This window comes from Agrobacterium sp. BT-220-3 (assembly GCF_025910175.1).
Lineage (GTDB): Bacteria > Pseudomonadota > Alphaproteobacteria > Rhizobiales > Rhizobiaceae > Agrobacterium > Agrobacterium oryzihabitans.
The window spans coordinates 55353-71043 of record NZ_JAPAIX010000003.1 but is presented as its reverse complement, the minus strand read 5'-3'; the positions used below and the strand labels follow the sequence as shown (position 1 = coordinate 71043).

Genomic DNA, 15691 nt, shown 5'->3' with positions numbered 1-15691 from the left:
TCGGGCGCGACCATGGATCCTCGGATCAAGCCCGAGGATGACAAGGCGTTTGGGGAGAGGTTAGAGACTTTGTCTCAGGATGAATTTTGGAGCGGTCCGGATACCTGACGCTTCAACTGCTTTGCCAAAATTATCCGATAGCCCGTCAAATCCAGCTTTCGCGCTCGCCGAAAGGCGTATCGGCGTCGAAATTTTTGGTGCCGATCCTGCTGCTTTCGCCTGACAGGATGGGCTTGTCCGCGCTTTCGCCCGGGGAGGCCGATCTGTCGGCGCTGTTTTCGAGCGCTTCGAGCTCAGCCTTCATAGATGCGATTGCGCTCTTCAGCTCTTCCTGGGCTTTCGCTTCGGTGACCTGGGAAAGCTCCGACTGCTTTTCGGCAATCTGCGCTTTTAATTCGGAAACGGTTGAAGACGAGGTTGAGGAGGAGAGGACGGAAACAGCGATGCTCGTTCCCGAAACGGCGGAAACCATGGGGCGCCTCGTGGCGGAACTGTGGTTGGAAAGGTCTGAAACAGAAATTGAAAGCAAGGCTACGCAATACGGGGATGCCTTGGAGCGCAGATTAATCAGCTAATGTTTAATGAATGCTTTCACTGCGTTATGAGTTTTCGGCGGGAATATTAGTGGTCAACCGGCGCGGAAACCGGGCTCGGGTTTCAATCGCTCACGCTACCGAAAATGTTAGCGGGTCTTGAGCCAGTTCAGCACATAGACCCGCAAGGATGAGGACAGATTGCTGTCGGCTGGCCGGTTGTCGTCTATTTCGGCAAGCAGGGCGGCGAAGCTGATCTTGCGCTTTTCGGCGATGATTTTCAGCTCGTCCCAGAAGGCATCCTCGAGCGAAATGCTGGTGCGGTGGCCGTGCAATGTCGCGGAATGCTTGCGGATCATCAGATTGCTCTCCGGCTGGAAATCTCAATCATATTTCGCCGGTAAGCCTCTGTTTCGCTATTGTGTGATGATTTCCCGGGAGGATTTTTCCTGGCCTTCAAGGCCGGATGATCAGTCCCTGTCAGTCCTGTCGTCGTCTTTTTCGAGCCGCCCCTGATCGAGCGCCTTTTCGGCTTTTTCGTTAAGGGCCGATGTCAGATTTTTTTCCGCCTTTGTCCGGCCGAAGGACAGGCGGTTTTGCTCCGCCTGTTTTTCTTTTTCGCTGCGGGCTTTCTGCTTTCGAAACTGACGCAGATTGACGATATCGGCGGCCATGCGGATATGTCTCCTTGAGTTTCGCGCGGTCAGACAGGAAGCTGTTATTGCTTCTTACGGAAAGCATCCAGCGAAACGACGGAGCCTTCCTTCTTTTCCTCACCGGCCTTGGGGGCTTCGGCGGTGGAAGCCGGTTTTGCCTCGTTGGAAACGGGGTAGGCGGTAATTTCGGCGTCTTCCATCTCTTCCTCGTCGGCCAGGGGCACATCGAACTCAAGTTCGAAATTGACCGAAGGATCGTAGAAACCGCGAATGGCGTTATAGGGAATGACCAGCTTTTCCGGGGTGTCCGAGAAGGACAGGCCGATTTCGAAGCCGGTTTCGGTCACCTTCAGGTCCCAGAACTGGTGCTGGATGACGATGGTCATCTGCTCGGCATATTTTGCCTTGAGGTGCTGGGAAATCCGCACCCCGGGCGCGCCGGTCAGGAAGGTGATGAAGAAATGGTGGTCGCCGGGCAGGCGGCCGGTTGCGGCCACTTCACCCAAAACTTTACGAATAACGCCGCGAAGGGCATCCTGTGCGAGAATGTCGTAACGGATATGATCCTGCCCCATGCGGTCCTGTCTTTCCCTTATTCGAACGTCTTTTAAAGCGCGGCGCGTCATGCGCGCCAAGGACGCTGTAACACTTTGAATCTTTGCGTAATCCTTGAGCCAGGATCAATTCGGTCCTGACGGCTACGCGTTGCCCAAGTATACGCAATGTCCTGAACGGCAGCAACGGAAAAGCCGATGCCGATCGCAAGTCAGCTATCATATAACCAATTCAGGCAAAATGGAGAAGGTGGAGGTTTCTGTTGCCAGGTACCTCCGAACCCCGCCTCACGGGGCTAACCGTGAGGACTTAGAGCGGAATTCCCGCACCGCCATTAGGCAGCGAGAGCGTATTCCTTAGCGTTGTTGTCGTTTGCAACTACACTTGTGACCCGATAACGGCGGTATCATGCCGAGCAAAAGTTCGATCTTTACGCCCTTGTCGATCCTATTTCGCCCCCATCAAAAGCCGGCCTTGTTCAAGAAAGCCGCCGGTTTTTGGTGGAGGCGCCGGGTACCGCCCCCGGGTCCAATAGGTTTATTACACCGACCGTTTATCGCCATAGCCGGGTTGCCCCGGCAAGGCTCATATAGGCGTTTCCCGTGGCCGAGAAAAGGGGGGCGATGACAATTCCATGAAAAGGTTTCGTGTTTGCGCCCGGCAATTTAGACTATTCTTGACGACGAGGGATTGCTGACACATTCTCCGTGCAACCGGTCACCAGAAACAACACCGGGCCGGGGACACACGAAGGAGTGGACATGACTGACTATCTCGCAGATGTGAAGAAATACGATGCAGCAGCCGACGAAGCCATTGTCGGCAAGATCGTCAAGCATCTCGGCATTGCCTTGCGCAACCGGGATTCATCGCTGGTGTCCGCTTCCGATCCGGAAGAGCTTGCGCGTGTGAAGGCGAGCTGGTGCGGCAAGAAGCTCGGCGTGACCGATGACAGCGCCGACAAGGCGATTGATGCCACCGCCAAGGCCATGGCTGCTGATCGCTCCAAGTCGCGCGTCACTTTCTATTACCTTGTCGCCAAGGAACTGGGCAAACTCCAGTCGCTCTGATTTGAGCCGGGGATAGCCCTGAATAGGTGATTGGTTCTGCCGCCCTGTGCTATTATATTCCACTGATATCAGGGAATCGGCGGCAGAACGCATGAAACAATATCTCGATCTTCTTCGGCATGTGATGGAAACCGGCTCCGACCGTGGAGACCGCACCGGCACCGGCACGCGCTCGGTCTTCGGTTACCAGATGCGTTTCGACCTTTCCGAAGGTTTTCCGGTTCTGACCACCAAGAAACTGCATCTGCGCTCGATCATCCATGAACTGCTGTGGTTCCTGAAGGGCGACACCAATATCGCCTATCTCAAGGAAAACGGCGTTTCCATCTGGGACGAGTGGGCCGACGAGAACGGCGATCTCGGCCCGGTCTATGGCGCGCAATGGCGCTCCTGGCCGGCCCCCGATGGCCGCCATATCGATCAGATCGCGCTTCTGATCGAGGCCCTTAAAACCAATCCCAATTCCCGCCGTCACATTGTTTCTGCGTGGAACCCGGCGCTGGTGGACGAGATGGCGCTGCCGCCCTGCCATTGCCTGTTCCAGTTCTATGTTTCTGACGGAAAGCTGTCCTGCCAGCTCTACCAGCGCTCGGCCGATATCTTCCTCGGCGTGCCGTTCAACATCGCTTCCTATGCGCTTCTGACGCTGATGGTGGCGCAGGTCACCGGCCTGAAACCGGGCGATTTCGTCCACACGCTCGGCGACGCGCATATCTACGCCAACCATTTCGAGCAGGCGCGGCTGCAGATGACGCGCACGCCCAAGGCCCTGCCGACGATGCGCCTCAATTCTGACGTCAAGGACCTTTTCGCCTTTAAATTCGAAGACTTTACGCTTGAGAATTACGAGGCCGATTCAAGCATCAAGGCGCCGATCGCGGTATGAGCGAGCCGCGCGTCACCCTCATCGTCGCGGTATCGGAAAACGGCGTTATCGGCCGCGACCTCGACATGCCGTGGAAGCTTTCCACCGACCTCAAGCGCTTCAAGGCGATGACGATGGGCAAGCCGCTCATCATGGGCCGCAAGACGTTTCTGTCCGTGGGCGAGCGTCCCCTGCCGGGCCGGCCGCACATCATCGTCAGCCGCAATGCAGACTACAGACCGGCGGGTGTGGATGTCGTTTCATCGCTGGAAGACGCCCTGAAGCTTGCCAAGACAAAGGCTGCGGAACTTGGGGTGGATGAGGTTTTCGTGGCCGGCGGCGGGGAAATTTACCGTCAGGCCATGCCGTTTGCCGATCAACTTTCCGTCACCCATGTGGCGGTAAAGCTCGATGGCGACACTTTTTTTCCGGAAATAGATCCGACCGTGTTTGAAAAAGTCGAGGAAAATGCCGCTCCCGCAGGGGAAAGGGACAATTATCCCGTTCTGTTCACCACTTATTTGCGAAGAGCCGCGTCAAAGTGAACTATTTACCCTGATTGGGTATTTAGTTACCACCTCTGCGTTGAAACGGACGCTTCTCCTTCTTATAACGGGTCGATATTCCCGCCGCACGCGAGCAATCGCTTTCGAACGGAACCGGGAGAGGCTTTTATAAAGAGGTATTGATGCCCTGGAGCAATCAGAATGGCGGCGGCGGCCCTTGGGGCGGCGGCGGTGGAGGAAACAACCAGGGCGGCGGTGGCGGCCCATGGGGGCAGGGGCCTAACCGGCCTCGCGGCGGTGGCGGCGGCGGCAATGGCGGTCCGCCCGATCTGGAAGAGATCATCCGGCGCAGTCAGGACCGTTTCAGGAATGTCCTGCCGGGCGGCTTCAACGGCGGCGCGGTTGCGATCCTCGTTCTCGTCGTTCTGGTTTTCCTCGGCATCCAGTCCATCTACACCGTCCAGCCGGATGAGCGCGGCGTTGAACTGCGTTTCGGACGTCCGAAGGACGAAATCTCGATGCCGGGCCTGCATTTCCATCTGTGGCCGATCGAGACGGTTGAAATCGTCAAGGTGACCGAGCAGCAGCAGAACATCGGTTCGCGCGCCTCGTCTTCCTCGTCGAGCGGCGTGATGCTGACCGGCGACCAGAACATCGTCAACGTGCAGTTCTCGGTGCTCTATACGGTTTCCGATCCGAAATCCTACCTCTTCAACGTTGACAGCCCGGCTGAGACGCTGCAGCAGGTATCCGAAAGCGCCATGCGCGAGGTCGTCGGACGCCGTCCGGCACAGGACATTTTCCGTGATAACCGTCAGGCGATCGCGGCAGATGTGCGCACCATCATCCAGTCCACCATGGACGGCTACGGCGCCGGCATTTCCATCAATGCCGTGGCTATCGAAGATGCGGCGCCGCCGCGCGAAGTGGCTGATGCGTTCGATGAAGTGCAGCGTGCCGAGCAGGACGAGGATCGTTTCGTTCAGGAAGCCAACCAGTACGCCAACCAGAAGCTGGGTGCCGCACGTGGTCAGGCCGCACAGATCGTCGAAGAGGCGAACGCTTACAAGTCGCGTGTCGTCAACGAGGCACAGGGTGAGGCGCAGCGCTTCATCTCCATTTACGATCAATATCGCACGGCACCGGATGTGACCCGTCAGCGTATGTTCCTGGAAACCATGGAACAGGTCCTGAAGGGCTCCAACAAGGTCATCATCGACGAGAAACAGGGCGTGGTGCCTTATCTGCCTCTGAATGAGATCATGCGCGGCAATACCGGCGCAGCACAGCAGGGAGGCAACTGATATGAGCAACCGTCTTACGGCCGTTCTCGTCGGTCTCGCCGTTCTGCTTTTCTTCGGCTATTCCTCGATCTTCGTCGTCAACGAGCGCCAGCAGGCCATCGTCGTGCGCTTCGGTCAGATCCAGGACGTGAAAACCGCGCCGGGCCTCTATTTCAAGCTGCCCTTCGCCTTCATGGATGCCGACCGGGTCCAATATGTCGAGAACCGGGCCCTGCGCTTCGATCACGACAATATCCGTGTTCAGGTATCCGGCGGTAAGTTCTACGAGGTTGATGCCTTCGTCGTCTACCGCATCACGGATGCACGCCGCTTCCGGCAGACGGTCTCCGGTGACCAGATGTCGGCGGAATCGCGGCTTCGCACCCGTCTCGATGCGTCGCTGCGCCGGGTATACGGTCTTCGCGGCTTTGAATCCGCCCTTTCGGATGCACGTGCATCGATGATGCAGGAAGTGCGTGACGACCTGCGTCCCGACGCGGAATCGCTCGGTATCAGCATCGTGGATGTCCGCATCCGCCGTACCGATCTGACGCAGGAAGTGTCGCAGCAGACCTTCGAGCGCATGAAGTCGGAACGTCTGGCCGAAGCCGAACTGATCCGCGCCCGCGGTAATGAAGAGGCGCAGCGCCGCCGCGCTATTGCCGACCGCCAGGTGGTGGAGTTCGAATCCGATGCACGTCGCCAGTCCGAAGTGCTTCGGGGTGAGGGCGATGCGGAGCGCAATAAGGTGTTCGGAGAGGCTTTCCAGCGCGATCCGAGCTTCTTCGAGTTCTATCGTTCGATGGCGGCCTATTCCAGCTCGCTCAGCGGAACCGGCACGACGCTGGTCCTGTCGCCGGACTCGACCTTCTTCCGTTATTTCAACAACATCGACGGTGCTCCGTCCACGCCGCCCGCCGCGCCTGCGCCGGCACCGGCGAACTGATAACGGATCAAATACTAGTGGAGGGGCCGGTTTTTACCGGCCCCTTTCTTTTTGACGGCCCCCCGCGCACGACGTCAACCTCGGGCTCGACCCGAGGATGACGGAGGTGAGGGTTGAGCCGCCGTGTTGGTAATTTTAGGGCGGGTTTTGGCCGGCCCTTTCCTTTGGGTCGGTTTTCGTGGCAAAGCTGTAGGTCGGGGCAGGGCGTCATCCGCCTGTTCACGAAAAGGTATTTTTACACTTCATCATTCCGCCTTATGCTTTGACGATATATGCAGGGCAAGACTATTTGAAACGCGAGGACGCTTATGGCCGTGACCCTTCTTTCGCCTTTTCGCAGCAGCATTGCCGCAGTCGCGGGCATCGCGCTTGTGGCGGGTAGCCTTTCGGCCCCGGTTGCGGCATGGGCGCAGAGCCACGGGCCGGCATCGGTGGCCGATCTCGCCGAGCCGCTTCTGGATGCGGTGGTGAATATTTCGACGTCGCAGAACGTCAAGACCGAAGGCAAGGGCCCCGTTCCGCCGAAGCTGCCGGAAGGGTCTCCCTTCCAGGAGTTCTTCAAGGATTATTTCGACAACCAGAAACCGGAAGGTGGCGACAAGGTCAGTTCGCTGGGATCCGGCTTCGTCATCGATCCGGCCGGCTACGTCGTCACCAACAACCACGTCATCGAGGGCGCTGATGCCATCGAGGTGATTTTCCCGAACGGGTCGAAGCTCAAGGCGACGCTTGTCGGCACCGATACGAAGACCGATCTTTCCGTATTGAAGGTGGAGCCGAAAACGCCGCTGAAGGCCGTCAAGTTCGGTGATTCGCGCAGCATGCGCATCGGGGACTGGGTGATGGCCATCGGCAATCCCTTCGGCCTCGGCGGATCGCTGACGGTCGGCGTCATCTCGGCGCGCGGCCGCAACATCAATGCCGGTCCCTATGACAATTTCATCCAGACGGATGCGGCGATCAACAAGGGCAATTCCGGCGGCCCGCTCTTCAACATGAAGGGTGAGGTAATCGGCATCAATACGGCGATCATTTCGCCGAGCGGCGGTTCGATCGGTATCGGTTTCGCCGTTCCGACGGAACTCGCGCAGAATATCGTGCAGCAGCTGATTGAATTCGGCGAGACGCGTCGTGGTTGGCTCGGCGTTCGCGTGCAGCCTGTCACGGATGACGTGGCCGCGAGCCTCGGCATGGAAAGCGCAAAGGGTGCGCTGATTTCCGGTGTCGCCAAGGGCGGTCCGGTGGAAAACGGCCCGATCGTGGCCGGCGATGTCGTGTTGAAATTCGACGGCAAGGATATTCACGAGATGCGCGATCTCCTGCGGATCGTGGCGGAAAGCCCTGTTGGCAAGGAAGTCGACGTGGTTGTGCTGCGCGACGGCAAGGAAGAGACCCTCAAGGTTAAGCTCGGCCAATTGCTCGACACGCCGGATGAAAAGGCATCAACGGATGATCCGCAGGCCGAGGACGGTGACGGCGGCGTGGTGACGCCTGATGATGGCGGCAGCGACGATCAGGCGCAGGACCAGACCCCCGAGGTGCGCGAAGCACCGCAGAGCGTGCTCGGCATGAACCTCGTTGTTCTGAGCAACGAGCTGCGGGCGGAGAAGGGTATCGCCGAAAGCGTCGAAGGCGTGCTTGTCGCCAGCGTCGATCAGGGTTCGCCTGCCGAACAGAAGGGCATGAAGCCGGGCGATATCATCGTCGAGGTCGGGCAGGATTTCATGGAGGTTCCGGGCGATGTGCTGGTGCGCATCAACGGCCTGAAATCGGAAGGCCGCAAGAATGCGCATATGATGGTTGCAGATGCTCAGGGCAATCTGCGCGTCGTGGCGTTGCCGCTGGAATAAAGCGCCTTTCGCCCGGTTCGTCAGGAATCGGGTGGTTGTGATCCCGGCCGCTCTTTAATTCTTGGTCTCCATCGAACGGAGGCCAAGGATATGAAATTACTCGAAAACAAGGTTGCCATCATCACCGGTGCGTCATCCGGCATCGGCCGGGCGACGGCAAGGCTGTTTGCCGAACAGGGTGCGGCCGTCATCATCAACGCGCGTGGCGCAGCGGCACTTGAGGATGTGGCTTCCGCCATTCGCCAGGCCGGCGGTCGCGTTCACACCGTCGTGGGTGACGTCGGCATTGCGGAAACCCATGCCCGCCTGACGGAGGCGGCCATGACCATCTTTGGCGGTCTCGATATCGCCGTCAACAATGCCGGTGCGGTTGGGGCGATGAAGCCGCTTGCGGAGATTTCGGTCGAGGAATGGGATCATGTGATCGCCGCCAATCTCACTTCCGCATTTCTCGGCGTGCGCAGCCAGATCCCCGCGATGTTGAAGCGGGGAGGCGGTTCGGTCGTCTTCATCTCCAGCTTCGTCGGCACAAGCGCCGGCATACCCGGCATGGCAGCCTATGGCACATCGAAGGCGGCGCTGATGGGGCTGGTGAAAGGCATTACTGCCGATTACGCCGTCAAGGGCATTCGCGCCAATGCGCTGCTTCCGGGCGGCGTCGATACGCCGATGGCGGGAGATGCGGCCCAGAAGGAATGGGCGGCGGGGCTGCATGCGATGAAACGCATTGCGGAGCCGGAGGAGCTGGCGCAGGCCGCCCTTTTCCTCTCCAGCCAGATGTCGAGCTTCGTTGCCGGATCGGCCCTGTTTGCCGATGGCGGCAATGCGGCGGTGAAATAATTGCCGAACTGGCGGGCGAGGGCGTTACTGCGCCTGTCGTGCCCGCCATTCCTCCAGCGTCAGCGCATAGGTGACGTGAGGGCGCAGATGCGGATGGGTATCTTCCGGCACGCGCGGATGATCGAAGTCGCGCGAAGGGTCACGCTTCAGGCCGATGCGCTCCATCACGCGCGTCGAACGCTGGTTATCATGGACGGCAAAGGAGACGATTTCCGGCGTCTCCTTTTCATCGAAGGCCATGACGAGCAGCGATTGCGCGGCTTCGGTGACATAGCCATGGCCCCAGTAGCGGGTGGCGAGCCGCCAGCCGATCTCCATTGTTCCGATCGGGAAGGGCGGATCGAGGTTCATCACGGGGGAGATACCGCAGAAGCCCATGACTTCGTCGGTCTCACGCAGTTCCATGGCATAAAAGCCGTAACCGCTGCCGCGGATCATGCCATTGATGGTTTCGAGAACCGCGTCCGCTTCCGCATGGCTGCGGCGGAAGGGGAAGAATTCCATGACCTTTTCGTCGGCATTGATTTCGCGGAACAGATTGCGGTCGCTCTCTTTCCACTCGCGCAGAATGAGCCTTTGTGTCTCACGGATGATCATGGAATGACAAAATCCGTCTTGCGGTAACCCTGAATGTAAAGCAGCGCGGTGAGATCGCCATGGTCGATGCGCATCTGCGCCTCTGCCGCAACGGCGGGCTTGGCGTGCAGGGCGACACCCGCGCCGGCCAGATGCAACATGCCCAGATCATTGGCGCCATCGCCGACCGCCATTGCCTCATCCGGCGAGATGCCGAGTTTTGTGGCGATATCGTTCAGCGCATCCACCTTGGCCTGTTTGCCGAGGATCGGTTCGGCAACGGTGCCGTCGAGCTCACCATTGGCTTCGCCGAGCAGATTGGCGCGGTTCTCATCAAAACCCAGCATGGCGGCCACACGGCCGGTAAAGACGGTGAAACCGCCGGAAACGAGGGCGGTATAGTAGCCCTTGGCCTTCATGGTGGCGATCAGCTCCTTGCCGCCGGGGGTGAGCGTGATACGCTTTTCGATGACGTCGTCGATGACGGAGACCGGCAGCCCCTTCAGCAGCGCCACGCGCTCCCTGAGCGCCGGCTCAAAAGCGATCTCGCCATTCATGGCGCGGGCGGTGATGGTGGAGACCTTGTCTTTCAGTCCCACTTCGGCAGCCAGCTCGTCGATGCATTCCTGGCCGATCATGGTCGAATCCATATCGGCGATCAGAAGCTTCTTGCGTCGCTTGTCCTGTTCCTGAACCACGATATCGATCGGCTGGCCGGCAAGCGCGCCTGCAATGGCGTTGCGGGCCGCTTCCGCATCCGTGCCGGATGGCAGGGCAATATCGCAGGCAATGCCGTCAGCCAGCCAGTAGAGGCCCGATGCGTTGACGGCCTTTGCGGCGGCTTCGCCGAGGGCCGGTGTCAGAACAGGATTTGACGGATTGGCGATAAGCGTGGCAACGAAAGCCATGATGAAAAACCTTGATGAGAATTTTGATGCGATCCTGATAACCGGCCCGACGGCAAGCGGCAAGTCCGCGCTTGCGCTTCGTTTGGCGCGGGAGCGGGGCGGTGTCGTCATCAATGCCGACAGCATGCAGGTTTACGACACGCTGCGGGTGCTGACAGCCCGGCCATCCGAGGAAGAAATGGAGGGCGTGCCGCATCTACTTTATGGCCATGTGCCGGCGAGCAGCCTCTATTCCACGGGCGAATGGTTGCGTGAAATTTCGGCCCTGCTTTCGGATTTGCGCACGCAAGAGCGTTTTCCCGTTATCGTCGGCGGCACTGGGCTTTATTTCAAGGCGCTGACAGGTGGCCTGTCCGATATGCCCGCCATTCCGGACGAGATACGCGACAGGCTGCGGTCCAGGCTGGTCGAAGAGGGGCCGACGTTTCTCCACGCGGAATTGTCGCGGCTTGATCCCGCCATGGCGGAAGGGCTTCAGCCGGGGGACGGCCAGCGGATCGTCCGGGCGCTTGAGGTCATCGAGGCGACCGGAAAGTCGATCCGGGATTTCCAAAAGGCCAGCGGCCCGGTGATCATCGACCCCGAGCGTGCGCAGAAATTCGTCGTCCTGCCGGAGAGACCGGTGCTGCATGACCGTATCAACCGACGTTTCGAAACCATGATGGAGAGCGGTGCGGTGGAAGAGGTGAAAGCCCTTCTCGCCCTCAATCTCCCGCCCGATGCGACGGCGATGAAGGCGATCGGCGTTTCTCAGATTGCCGATATGCTGGCCGGCCGCATGAGCGAGGCGGAGGTGATCGAAAAATCGGCGGCCGCCACCCGCCAATATGCCAAGCGGCAGATGACCTGGTTCCGCAATCAGATGGGGCCGGACTGGACGCGTATTCAGCCGTGACGGCGACCGTCAATCCTTGCGATAGAGGCTGCCGAGCGGTTTCTTTAGCAGGCTCTCCCGTAGCGACGGGCGTGTATCGCCGGGGGGCGGGCCATTCTGCGCCTGCATCTGGAAACCGGCCCTGCGCAAGTCGTTGACGGCACCGGCGGCGGTGTCGGCTGCTGGCGCCGGATTTTGCGGCGCTGAGGTCGCGCGTCCGGGCAGCATGTCGGGGCGGTACGGCTCGTAACCCTCCGTTGCTGCTGTCCCCAATTCGCGCTTCCAGCGGTCGATGTCGTCCGCCTCTTTTGGGACGGAAACCGGTTCCGGCAGATCGGAAAAGGCCGCTTCAACGCTTTGCTGGAAGCCGGTGATGACTGGCTTGGCTGTGGCGCGCATACGCGTCACGATGTTGTTCAGGTCGACTGTATCTGGTGTTTCGTGGGGTACGTGGCTGACCGTGCCGCTCGCCTTCGGCAATTTGGCCATGGGCACGCGGTTGAAGCGCATGCGCATTGGCACACCCACCGCTTCGCCAAAGGCGATGGCCTCGCCGTTGCCGATGGACGACAGAAAGCTGGTGGTTGAGGTCGATGCATTCGGTACGGCGGACAGAATGATCTTCTGGTCGATCTCGTTCGACAGCCGCATGGCGAAAACGGTCGAGCATTGCGACAGGATGGTCTGATCCAGCTCGCTTGGCCGCTGGCTGATGACGCCGAGCGAAATGCCGTATTTGCGGCCTTCCTTGGCGATCTGGGCGATCGACTGTCGGGTTGGGAAAAAGCCGCGCTCGGGGTCAGCCGGAACATAACGGTGTGCTTCTTCGCAGACCACCAGCATATGCAGCGAACCGCGCGCCAGGACGGCAAGTTCGAAGGACATGCGGCAGAGGACGGAGACCACCGAGTTCACCACCTCGGAAGGAATGCCGGAAAGCTGGAAAACCGAGATGGGTTTGCCTTCCCCGGGAATACGGAAAATATGCGCCACCGTCTCCAGGATGGTGTCGCTGATCGTATTGCTGGAGAACATGAAATTGTAGCGAGCATCGTTGATGGCCGAGAGGATGCGGCCTTTCAGGGAGCGCAGCGCCGGCTTTTCACCGCGCCCTTCCAGCCGTCCGATACGCTCGTCGACAAGCGCCAGAAGGTCGGCCATGCGGTAGGGCACCGGCGTATCCGGCGTGATCGCGCTCTTGTCGGATGTGCGGCGAACGGCGGAGCCATCCGAGCCGCGAAATGCCTTTTTCGCCTCCGGAATGATGTCGCGAAGGACATCCATCTCTTCCGGCACCGGCTTGCGGCCCCGGAAAATCACTTCCGCGAATTCCTCAAGGCGCATCAGCCAGAAGGGAAGGTCTAGCGTATCGGTATCGATGACGACTGAATGATCGGGAAACGCGGCCGCAAATTCATTGTGCGGATCGAGAATGAGGACACGCAGCTTCGGGTCAGTCTCGATCGCCTTGTTCAGCAGCAGGGAGACAGCGGTGGTCTTGCCCACGCCCGTCGATCCAACGACGGCGAAATGTTTCGCCAGCATCTGCTGGATGTTGATGGCGGCACCGATCGTGTCGTCCTGCGTCAGCTTGCCGATGACACAGCTGTCGCGCTTGCCGCCGTCGTAGATCTTGGCAAGGTCTCCCGTGCGGATGCGATGTGCCACCGCACCTAGATAGGGATAACGGGAGATGCCGGTGGAAAAGCGCTCGCTGCCGTCCTCGGTGCGATAGACTTCGCCGACGAGTTCCACATCGATCAGCAGCCTGTTCGCCCTGTCCGAGGACCAATATTCCTCGCCGGTGCGCATGGCGTATACCAGCGCCGCGACACGGCTCGTTCCCATTTCGATGGAAATCAGGCGGCCAACGGACCAGAGCTGGGCGACATCGGTTGAGCCGATCTCGGTTTCGGCGGCAATGGTCGCATGGGCGCCATCGCAGGCGATGACGCGGCCCAGCATGCGGTTTGGCGGCTGCTGGCCGGATCGCCGTTCGTTTTCGTCCATTCGGGACGCTTTATGAAACTCGTCGTTATTCACGTCATATCCCGGTACATGCGGATGATCGCGGTGGTTCGGGCAGTATCTGCGGCTTCGAGAGTAAAAGATTATATTTAACAACCGGTGTATCGGTTGTGTTCGAAAATTTCGTCCACGGCGTCTTTCGGGCAATAAAAGAAGCGGACGCCGATTTTTTCCGCAATATGCGTTGACGACTGGCGCTTTTCTGGCTAACACTCCGGCCCATGAAAAATCTTAACGTACTTATCGTGGTGGGACGGCGCATGGGCAGGATGGTGTAACCATCCGGCGAAAGCACCCATGCGCTGAACGAGGCTCCTTAAGGGGCCTTTTTTTATGTCTTCAAACAGGCCCTCGGGCTCCTCGATATCCAAAGCCAAAGCGGGATGGAAACAGGCAATGACGGATAAGGACAATACGGAAAACAGCAATCGCATGACAGGTGCGGAGATTGTTCTGCAGGCGCTGAAGGACAACGGCGTCGAGCACATCTTCGGTTATCCCGGCGGCGCCGTGCTTCCGATCTATGACGAGATTTTCCAGCAGGAAGACATCCAGCACATTCTCGTGCGCCACGAGCAGGGCGCCGGCCATGCGGCCGAAGGTTATGCCCGCTCCACCGGCAAGGTCGGTGTCATGCTCGTCACGTCGGGTCCCGGCGCCACCAATGCGGTGACACCGCTGCAGGATGCGCTGATGGATTCCATTCCGCTCGTCTGCCTTTCCGGTCAGGTTCCGACATCGCTGATCGGTTCCGACGCTTTTCAGGAATGCGACACCGTCGGCATCACGCGCCCCTGCACCAAGCACAACTGGCTGGTAAAGGACGTCAACGAGTTGGCGGGCATCATCCATGAAGCCTTCCGCATCGCGCAGACGGGCCGTCCCGGTCCCGTCGTCGTCGATATTCCGAAGGACATCCAGTTCGCCACCGGCACCTACACGCCGCCTTCCGCAGCCATTCAGCAGAAGAGCTACAAGCCGAAGGTCCAGGGCGATCTCAACGCCATTCACGCGGCCATCGACTTGATGTCGAAGGCGAAGAAGCCGATCTTCTACACCGGCGGCGGCGTCATCAATTCCGGCCCGGAAGCGACGCGGCTGCTGCGTGAGCTGGTGGAATTGACCGGTTTCCCGATCACCTCGACGCTGATGGGTCTTGGCGCCTATCCAGCCTCCGGCAAGAACTGGCTCGGCATGCTGGGCATGCACGGTTCCTACGAGGCCAACATGACGATGCATGATTGCGACGTCATGGTCTGCATCGGTGCGCGTTTCGATGACCGAATTACCGGTCGCATCAATGCGTTTTCACCGAACTCCAAGAAGATCCACATCGACATCGACCCGTCCTCGATCAACAAGACGGTTCGCGTTGACGTGCCTGTCATTGGCGATGTCGGCCATGTTCTGGAAGATATGGTTCGCCTGTGGCGCGCCTTGCCGAAGAAGCCGGAAAAATCGCAGACAGCCGACTGGTGGGCCCAGATCGAGCGCTGGCGCGCGCGCAATTCCTTCGCTTACAAGAACTCCAATGATGTCATCATGCCGCAATATGCCTTGCAGCGGCTTTATGAGGCGTCGAAGGGACGCGACACCTACATCACCACCGAAGTCGGCCAGCACCAGATGTGGGCGGCGCAGTTCTTCGGCTTCGAGGAGCCCAATCACTGGATGACCTCGGGCGGTCTCGGCACCATGGGTTATGGTCTGCCGGCGGCCATCGGCGTTCAGGTTGCGCATCCGGAAGCACTGGTTATCGACATTGCCGGTGACGCCTCGATCCAGATGTGCATCCAGGAAATGTCCTGCGCCATCCAGTACGGTCTGCCGGTGAAGATTTTCATCCTCAATAACCAGTATATGGGCATGGTGCGGCAGTGGCAGCAGCTTCTGCATGGCAACCGCCTGTCCAACTCCTACACCGAAGCCATGCCTGACTTCGTCAAGCTGGCGGAAGCCTATGGCGCGGTCGGCATGTATTGTGACGACCCGAAGGAGCTGGACGACAAGATCGCCGAAATGATCGCGGTCAACAGGCCTGTCATCTTCGATTGCCGTGTTGCCAATCTTGCCAATTGCTTCCCGATGATCCCGTCTGGTAAGGCTCACAACGAGATGCTGTTGCCGGATGAGGCGACGGATGAAGCGGTTGCCAACGCCATCGATGCAAAGGGCCGTCAGCTAGTCTGAGCCGGGAGAGG

At 59.4% G+C, this 15691-nt stretch carries 16 protein-coding genes and 1 other RNA gene; 9 read left to right on the top strand and 8 right to left on the bottom strand.

Going from position 1 to position 15691, the window contains the following annotated elements; genetic code table 11:
- Positions 1-145: 145 nt before the first annotated feature.
- From OK142_RS10760 to ssrA, 5 genes are all read right to left on the bottom strand, one after another.
- The gene (locus OK142_RS10760) at positions 146-472 is read right to left on the bottom strand and encodes a hypothetical protein (RefSeq protein ID WP_498682680.1); all 327 of its coding nucleotides are present in this window, start codon (positions 470-472) and stop codon (positions 146-148) included.
- Between the two features lie 210 nt (positions 473-682).
- Positions 683-892, bottom strand: coding sequence for a ribbon-helix-helix domain-containing protein (locus OK142_RS10755; RefSeq protein ID WP_003494959.1), 210 nt, complete (start codon positions 890-892; stop codon positions 683-685).
- Positions 893-1003: 111 nt separating this feature from the next.
- Positions 1004-1207 carry a DUF4169 family protein gene (locus OK142_RS10750; RefSeq protein WP_003494961.1) on the bottom strand — a complete coding sequence of 68 codons (204 nt, stop codon included), beginning with the start codon at positions 1205-1207 and terminating at the stop codon, positions 1004-1006.
- 44 nt (positions 1208-1251) lie between these two features.
- The gene (locus tag OK142_RS10745; RefSeq protein ID WP_035220594.1) at positions 1252-1764 is read right to left on the bottom strand and encodes an SspB family protein; all 513 of its coding nucleotides are present in this window, start codon (positions 1762-1764) and stop codon (positions 1252-1254) included.
- Positions 1765-1992: 228 nt separating this feature from the next.
- Positions 1993-2363: a transfer-messenger RNA gene (gene ssrA, locus OK142_RS10740) on the bottom strand.
- A 142-nt stretch (positions 2364-2505) separates the two neighbouring features.
- Between ssrA and OK142_RS10735 the strand changes: the two genes are divergently transcribed.
- The 7 genes from OK142_RS10735 (at position 2506) to OK142_RS10705 (ending at position 9104) form a co-directional block, all read left to right on the top strand.
- On the top strand, positions 2506-2814 hold the full coding sequence (locus tag OK142_RS10735; RefSeq protein ID WP_035242256.1) for a DUF2853 family protein: 309 nt from the start codon (positions 2506-2508) through the stop codon (positions 2812-2814).
- A gap of 91 nt (positions 2815-2905) precedes the next feature.
- On the top strand, positions 2906-3700 hold the full coding sequence (locus OK142_RS10730; RefSeq protein WP_498682675.1) for a thymidylate synthase: 795 nt from the start codon (positions 2906-2908) through the stop codon (positions 3698-3700).
- On the top strand, positions 3697-4224 hold the full coding sequence (locus OK142_RS10725; protein ID WP_498682673.1) for a dihydrofolate reductase: 528 nt from the start codon (positions 3697-3699) through the stop codon (positions 4222-4224). The genes OK142_RS10730 and OK142_RS10725 overlap by 4 nt, the downstream gene beginning before the upstream one ends.
- A 143-nt stretch (positions 4225-4367) precedes the next feature.
- The gene (gene hflK, locus OK142_RS10720) at positions 4368-5489 is read left to right on the top strand and encodes an FtsH protease activity modulator HflK (RefSeq protein ID WP_082182613.1); all 1122 of its coding nucleotides are present in this window, start codon (positions 4368-4370) and stop codon (positions 5487-5489) included.
- A gap of 1 nt (position 5490) precedes the next feature.
- Positions 5491-6414 (top strand): protease modulator HflC, encoded by a 924-nt coding sequence (hflC, locus tag OK142_RS10715; RefSeq protein ID WP_082182612.1) that lies wholly within the window; start codon positions 5491-5493, stop codon positions 6412-6414.
- A gap of 308 nt (positions 6415-6722) precedes the next feature.
- On the top strand, positions 6723-8264 hold the full coding sequence (locus tag OK142_RS10710; protein ID WP_313608853.1) for a Do family serine endopeptidase: 1542 nt from the start codon (positions 6723-6725) through the stop codon (positions 8262-8264).
- A 90-nt stretch (positions 8265-8354) separates the two neighbouring features.
- Positions 8355-9104, top strand: a complete 750-nt coding sequence (locus OK142_RS10705; RefSeq protein WP_498682668.1) for an SDR family oxidoreductase — start codon at positions 8355-8357, stop codon at positions 9102-9104.
- A 24-nt stretch (positions 9105-9128) separates the two neighbouring features.
- Here OK142_RS10705 and OK142_RS10700 read toward each other — a convergent pair whose 3' ends face one another.
- Together OK142_RS10700 and serB are read right to left on the bottom strand one after the other, a co-directional pair.
- Positions 9129-9701 (bottom strand): GNAT family N-acetyltransferase, encoded by a 573-nt coding sequence (locus tag OK142_RS10700; protein ID WP_498682666.1) that lies wholly within the window; start codon positions 9699-9701, stop codon positions 9129-9131.
- Complete coding sequence (gene serB / locus OK142_RS10695; RefSeq protein ID WP_313608851.1) at positions 9698-10588, bottom strand: phosphoserine phosphatase SerB; 891 nt, start codon at positions 10586-10588, stop codon at positions 9698-9700. The genes OK142_RS10700 and serB overlap by 4 nt, the downstream gene beginning before the upstream one ends.
- Here serB and miaA point away from each other — a divergent pair.
- Positions 10587-11483 (top strand): tRNA (adenosine(37)-N6)-dimethylallyltransferase MiaA, encoded by an 897-nt coding sequence (gene miaA / locus OK142_RS10690; RefSeq protein ID WP_498682664.1) that lies wholly within the window; start codon positions 10587-10589, stop codon positions 11481-11483. The two genes, serB and miaA, sit on opposite strands and share 2 nt — an antisense overlap.
- A gap of 9 nt (positions 11484-11492) precedes the next feature.
- On the opposite strand, the gene OK142_RS10685 is transcribed toward miaA, so the two are convergent.
- Positions 11493-13505 (bottom strand): ATP-binding protein, encoded by a 2013-nt coding sequence (locus tag OK142_RS10685; RefSeq protein WP_498682662.1) that lies wholly within the window; start codon positions 13503-13505, stop codon positions 11493-11495.
- 381 nt (positions 13506-13886) lie between these two features.
- Between OK142_RS10685 and OK142_RS10680 the strand changes: the two genes are divergently transcribed.
- The gene (locus OK142_RS10680; RefSeq protein ID WP_498682659.1) at positions 13887-15680 is read left to right on the top strand and encodes an acetolactate synthase 3 large subunit; all 1794 of its coding nucleotides are present in this window, start codon (positions 13887-13889) and stop codon (positions 15678-15680) included.
- Positions 15681-15691: the final 11 nt, after the last annotated feature.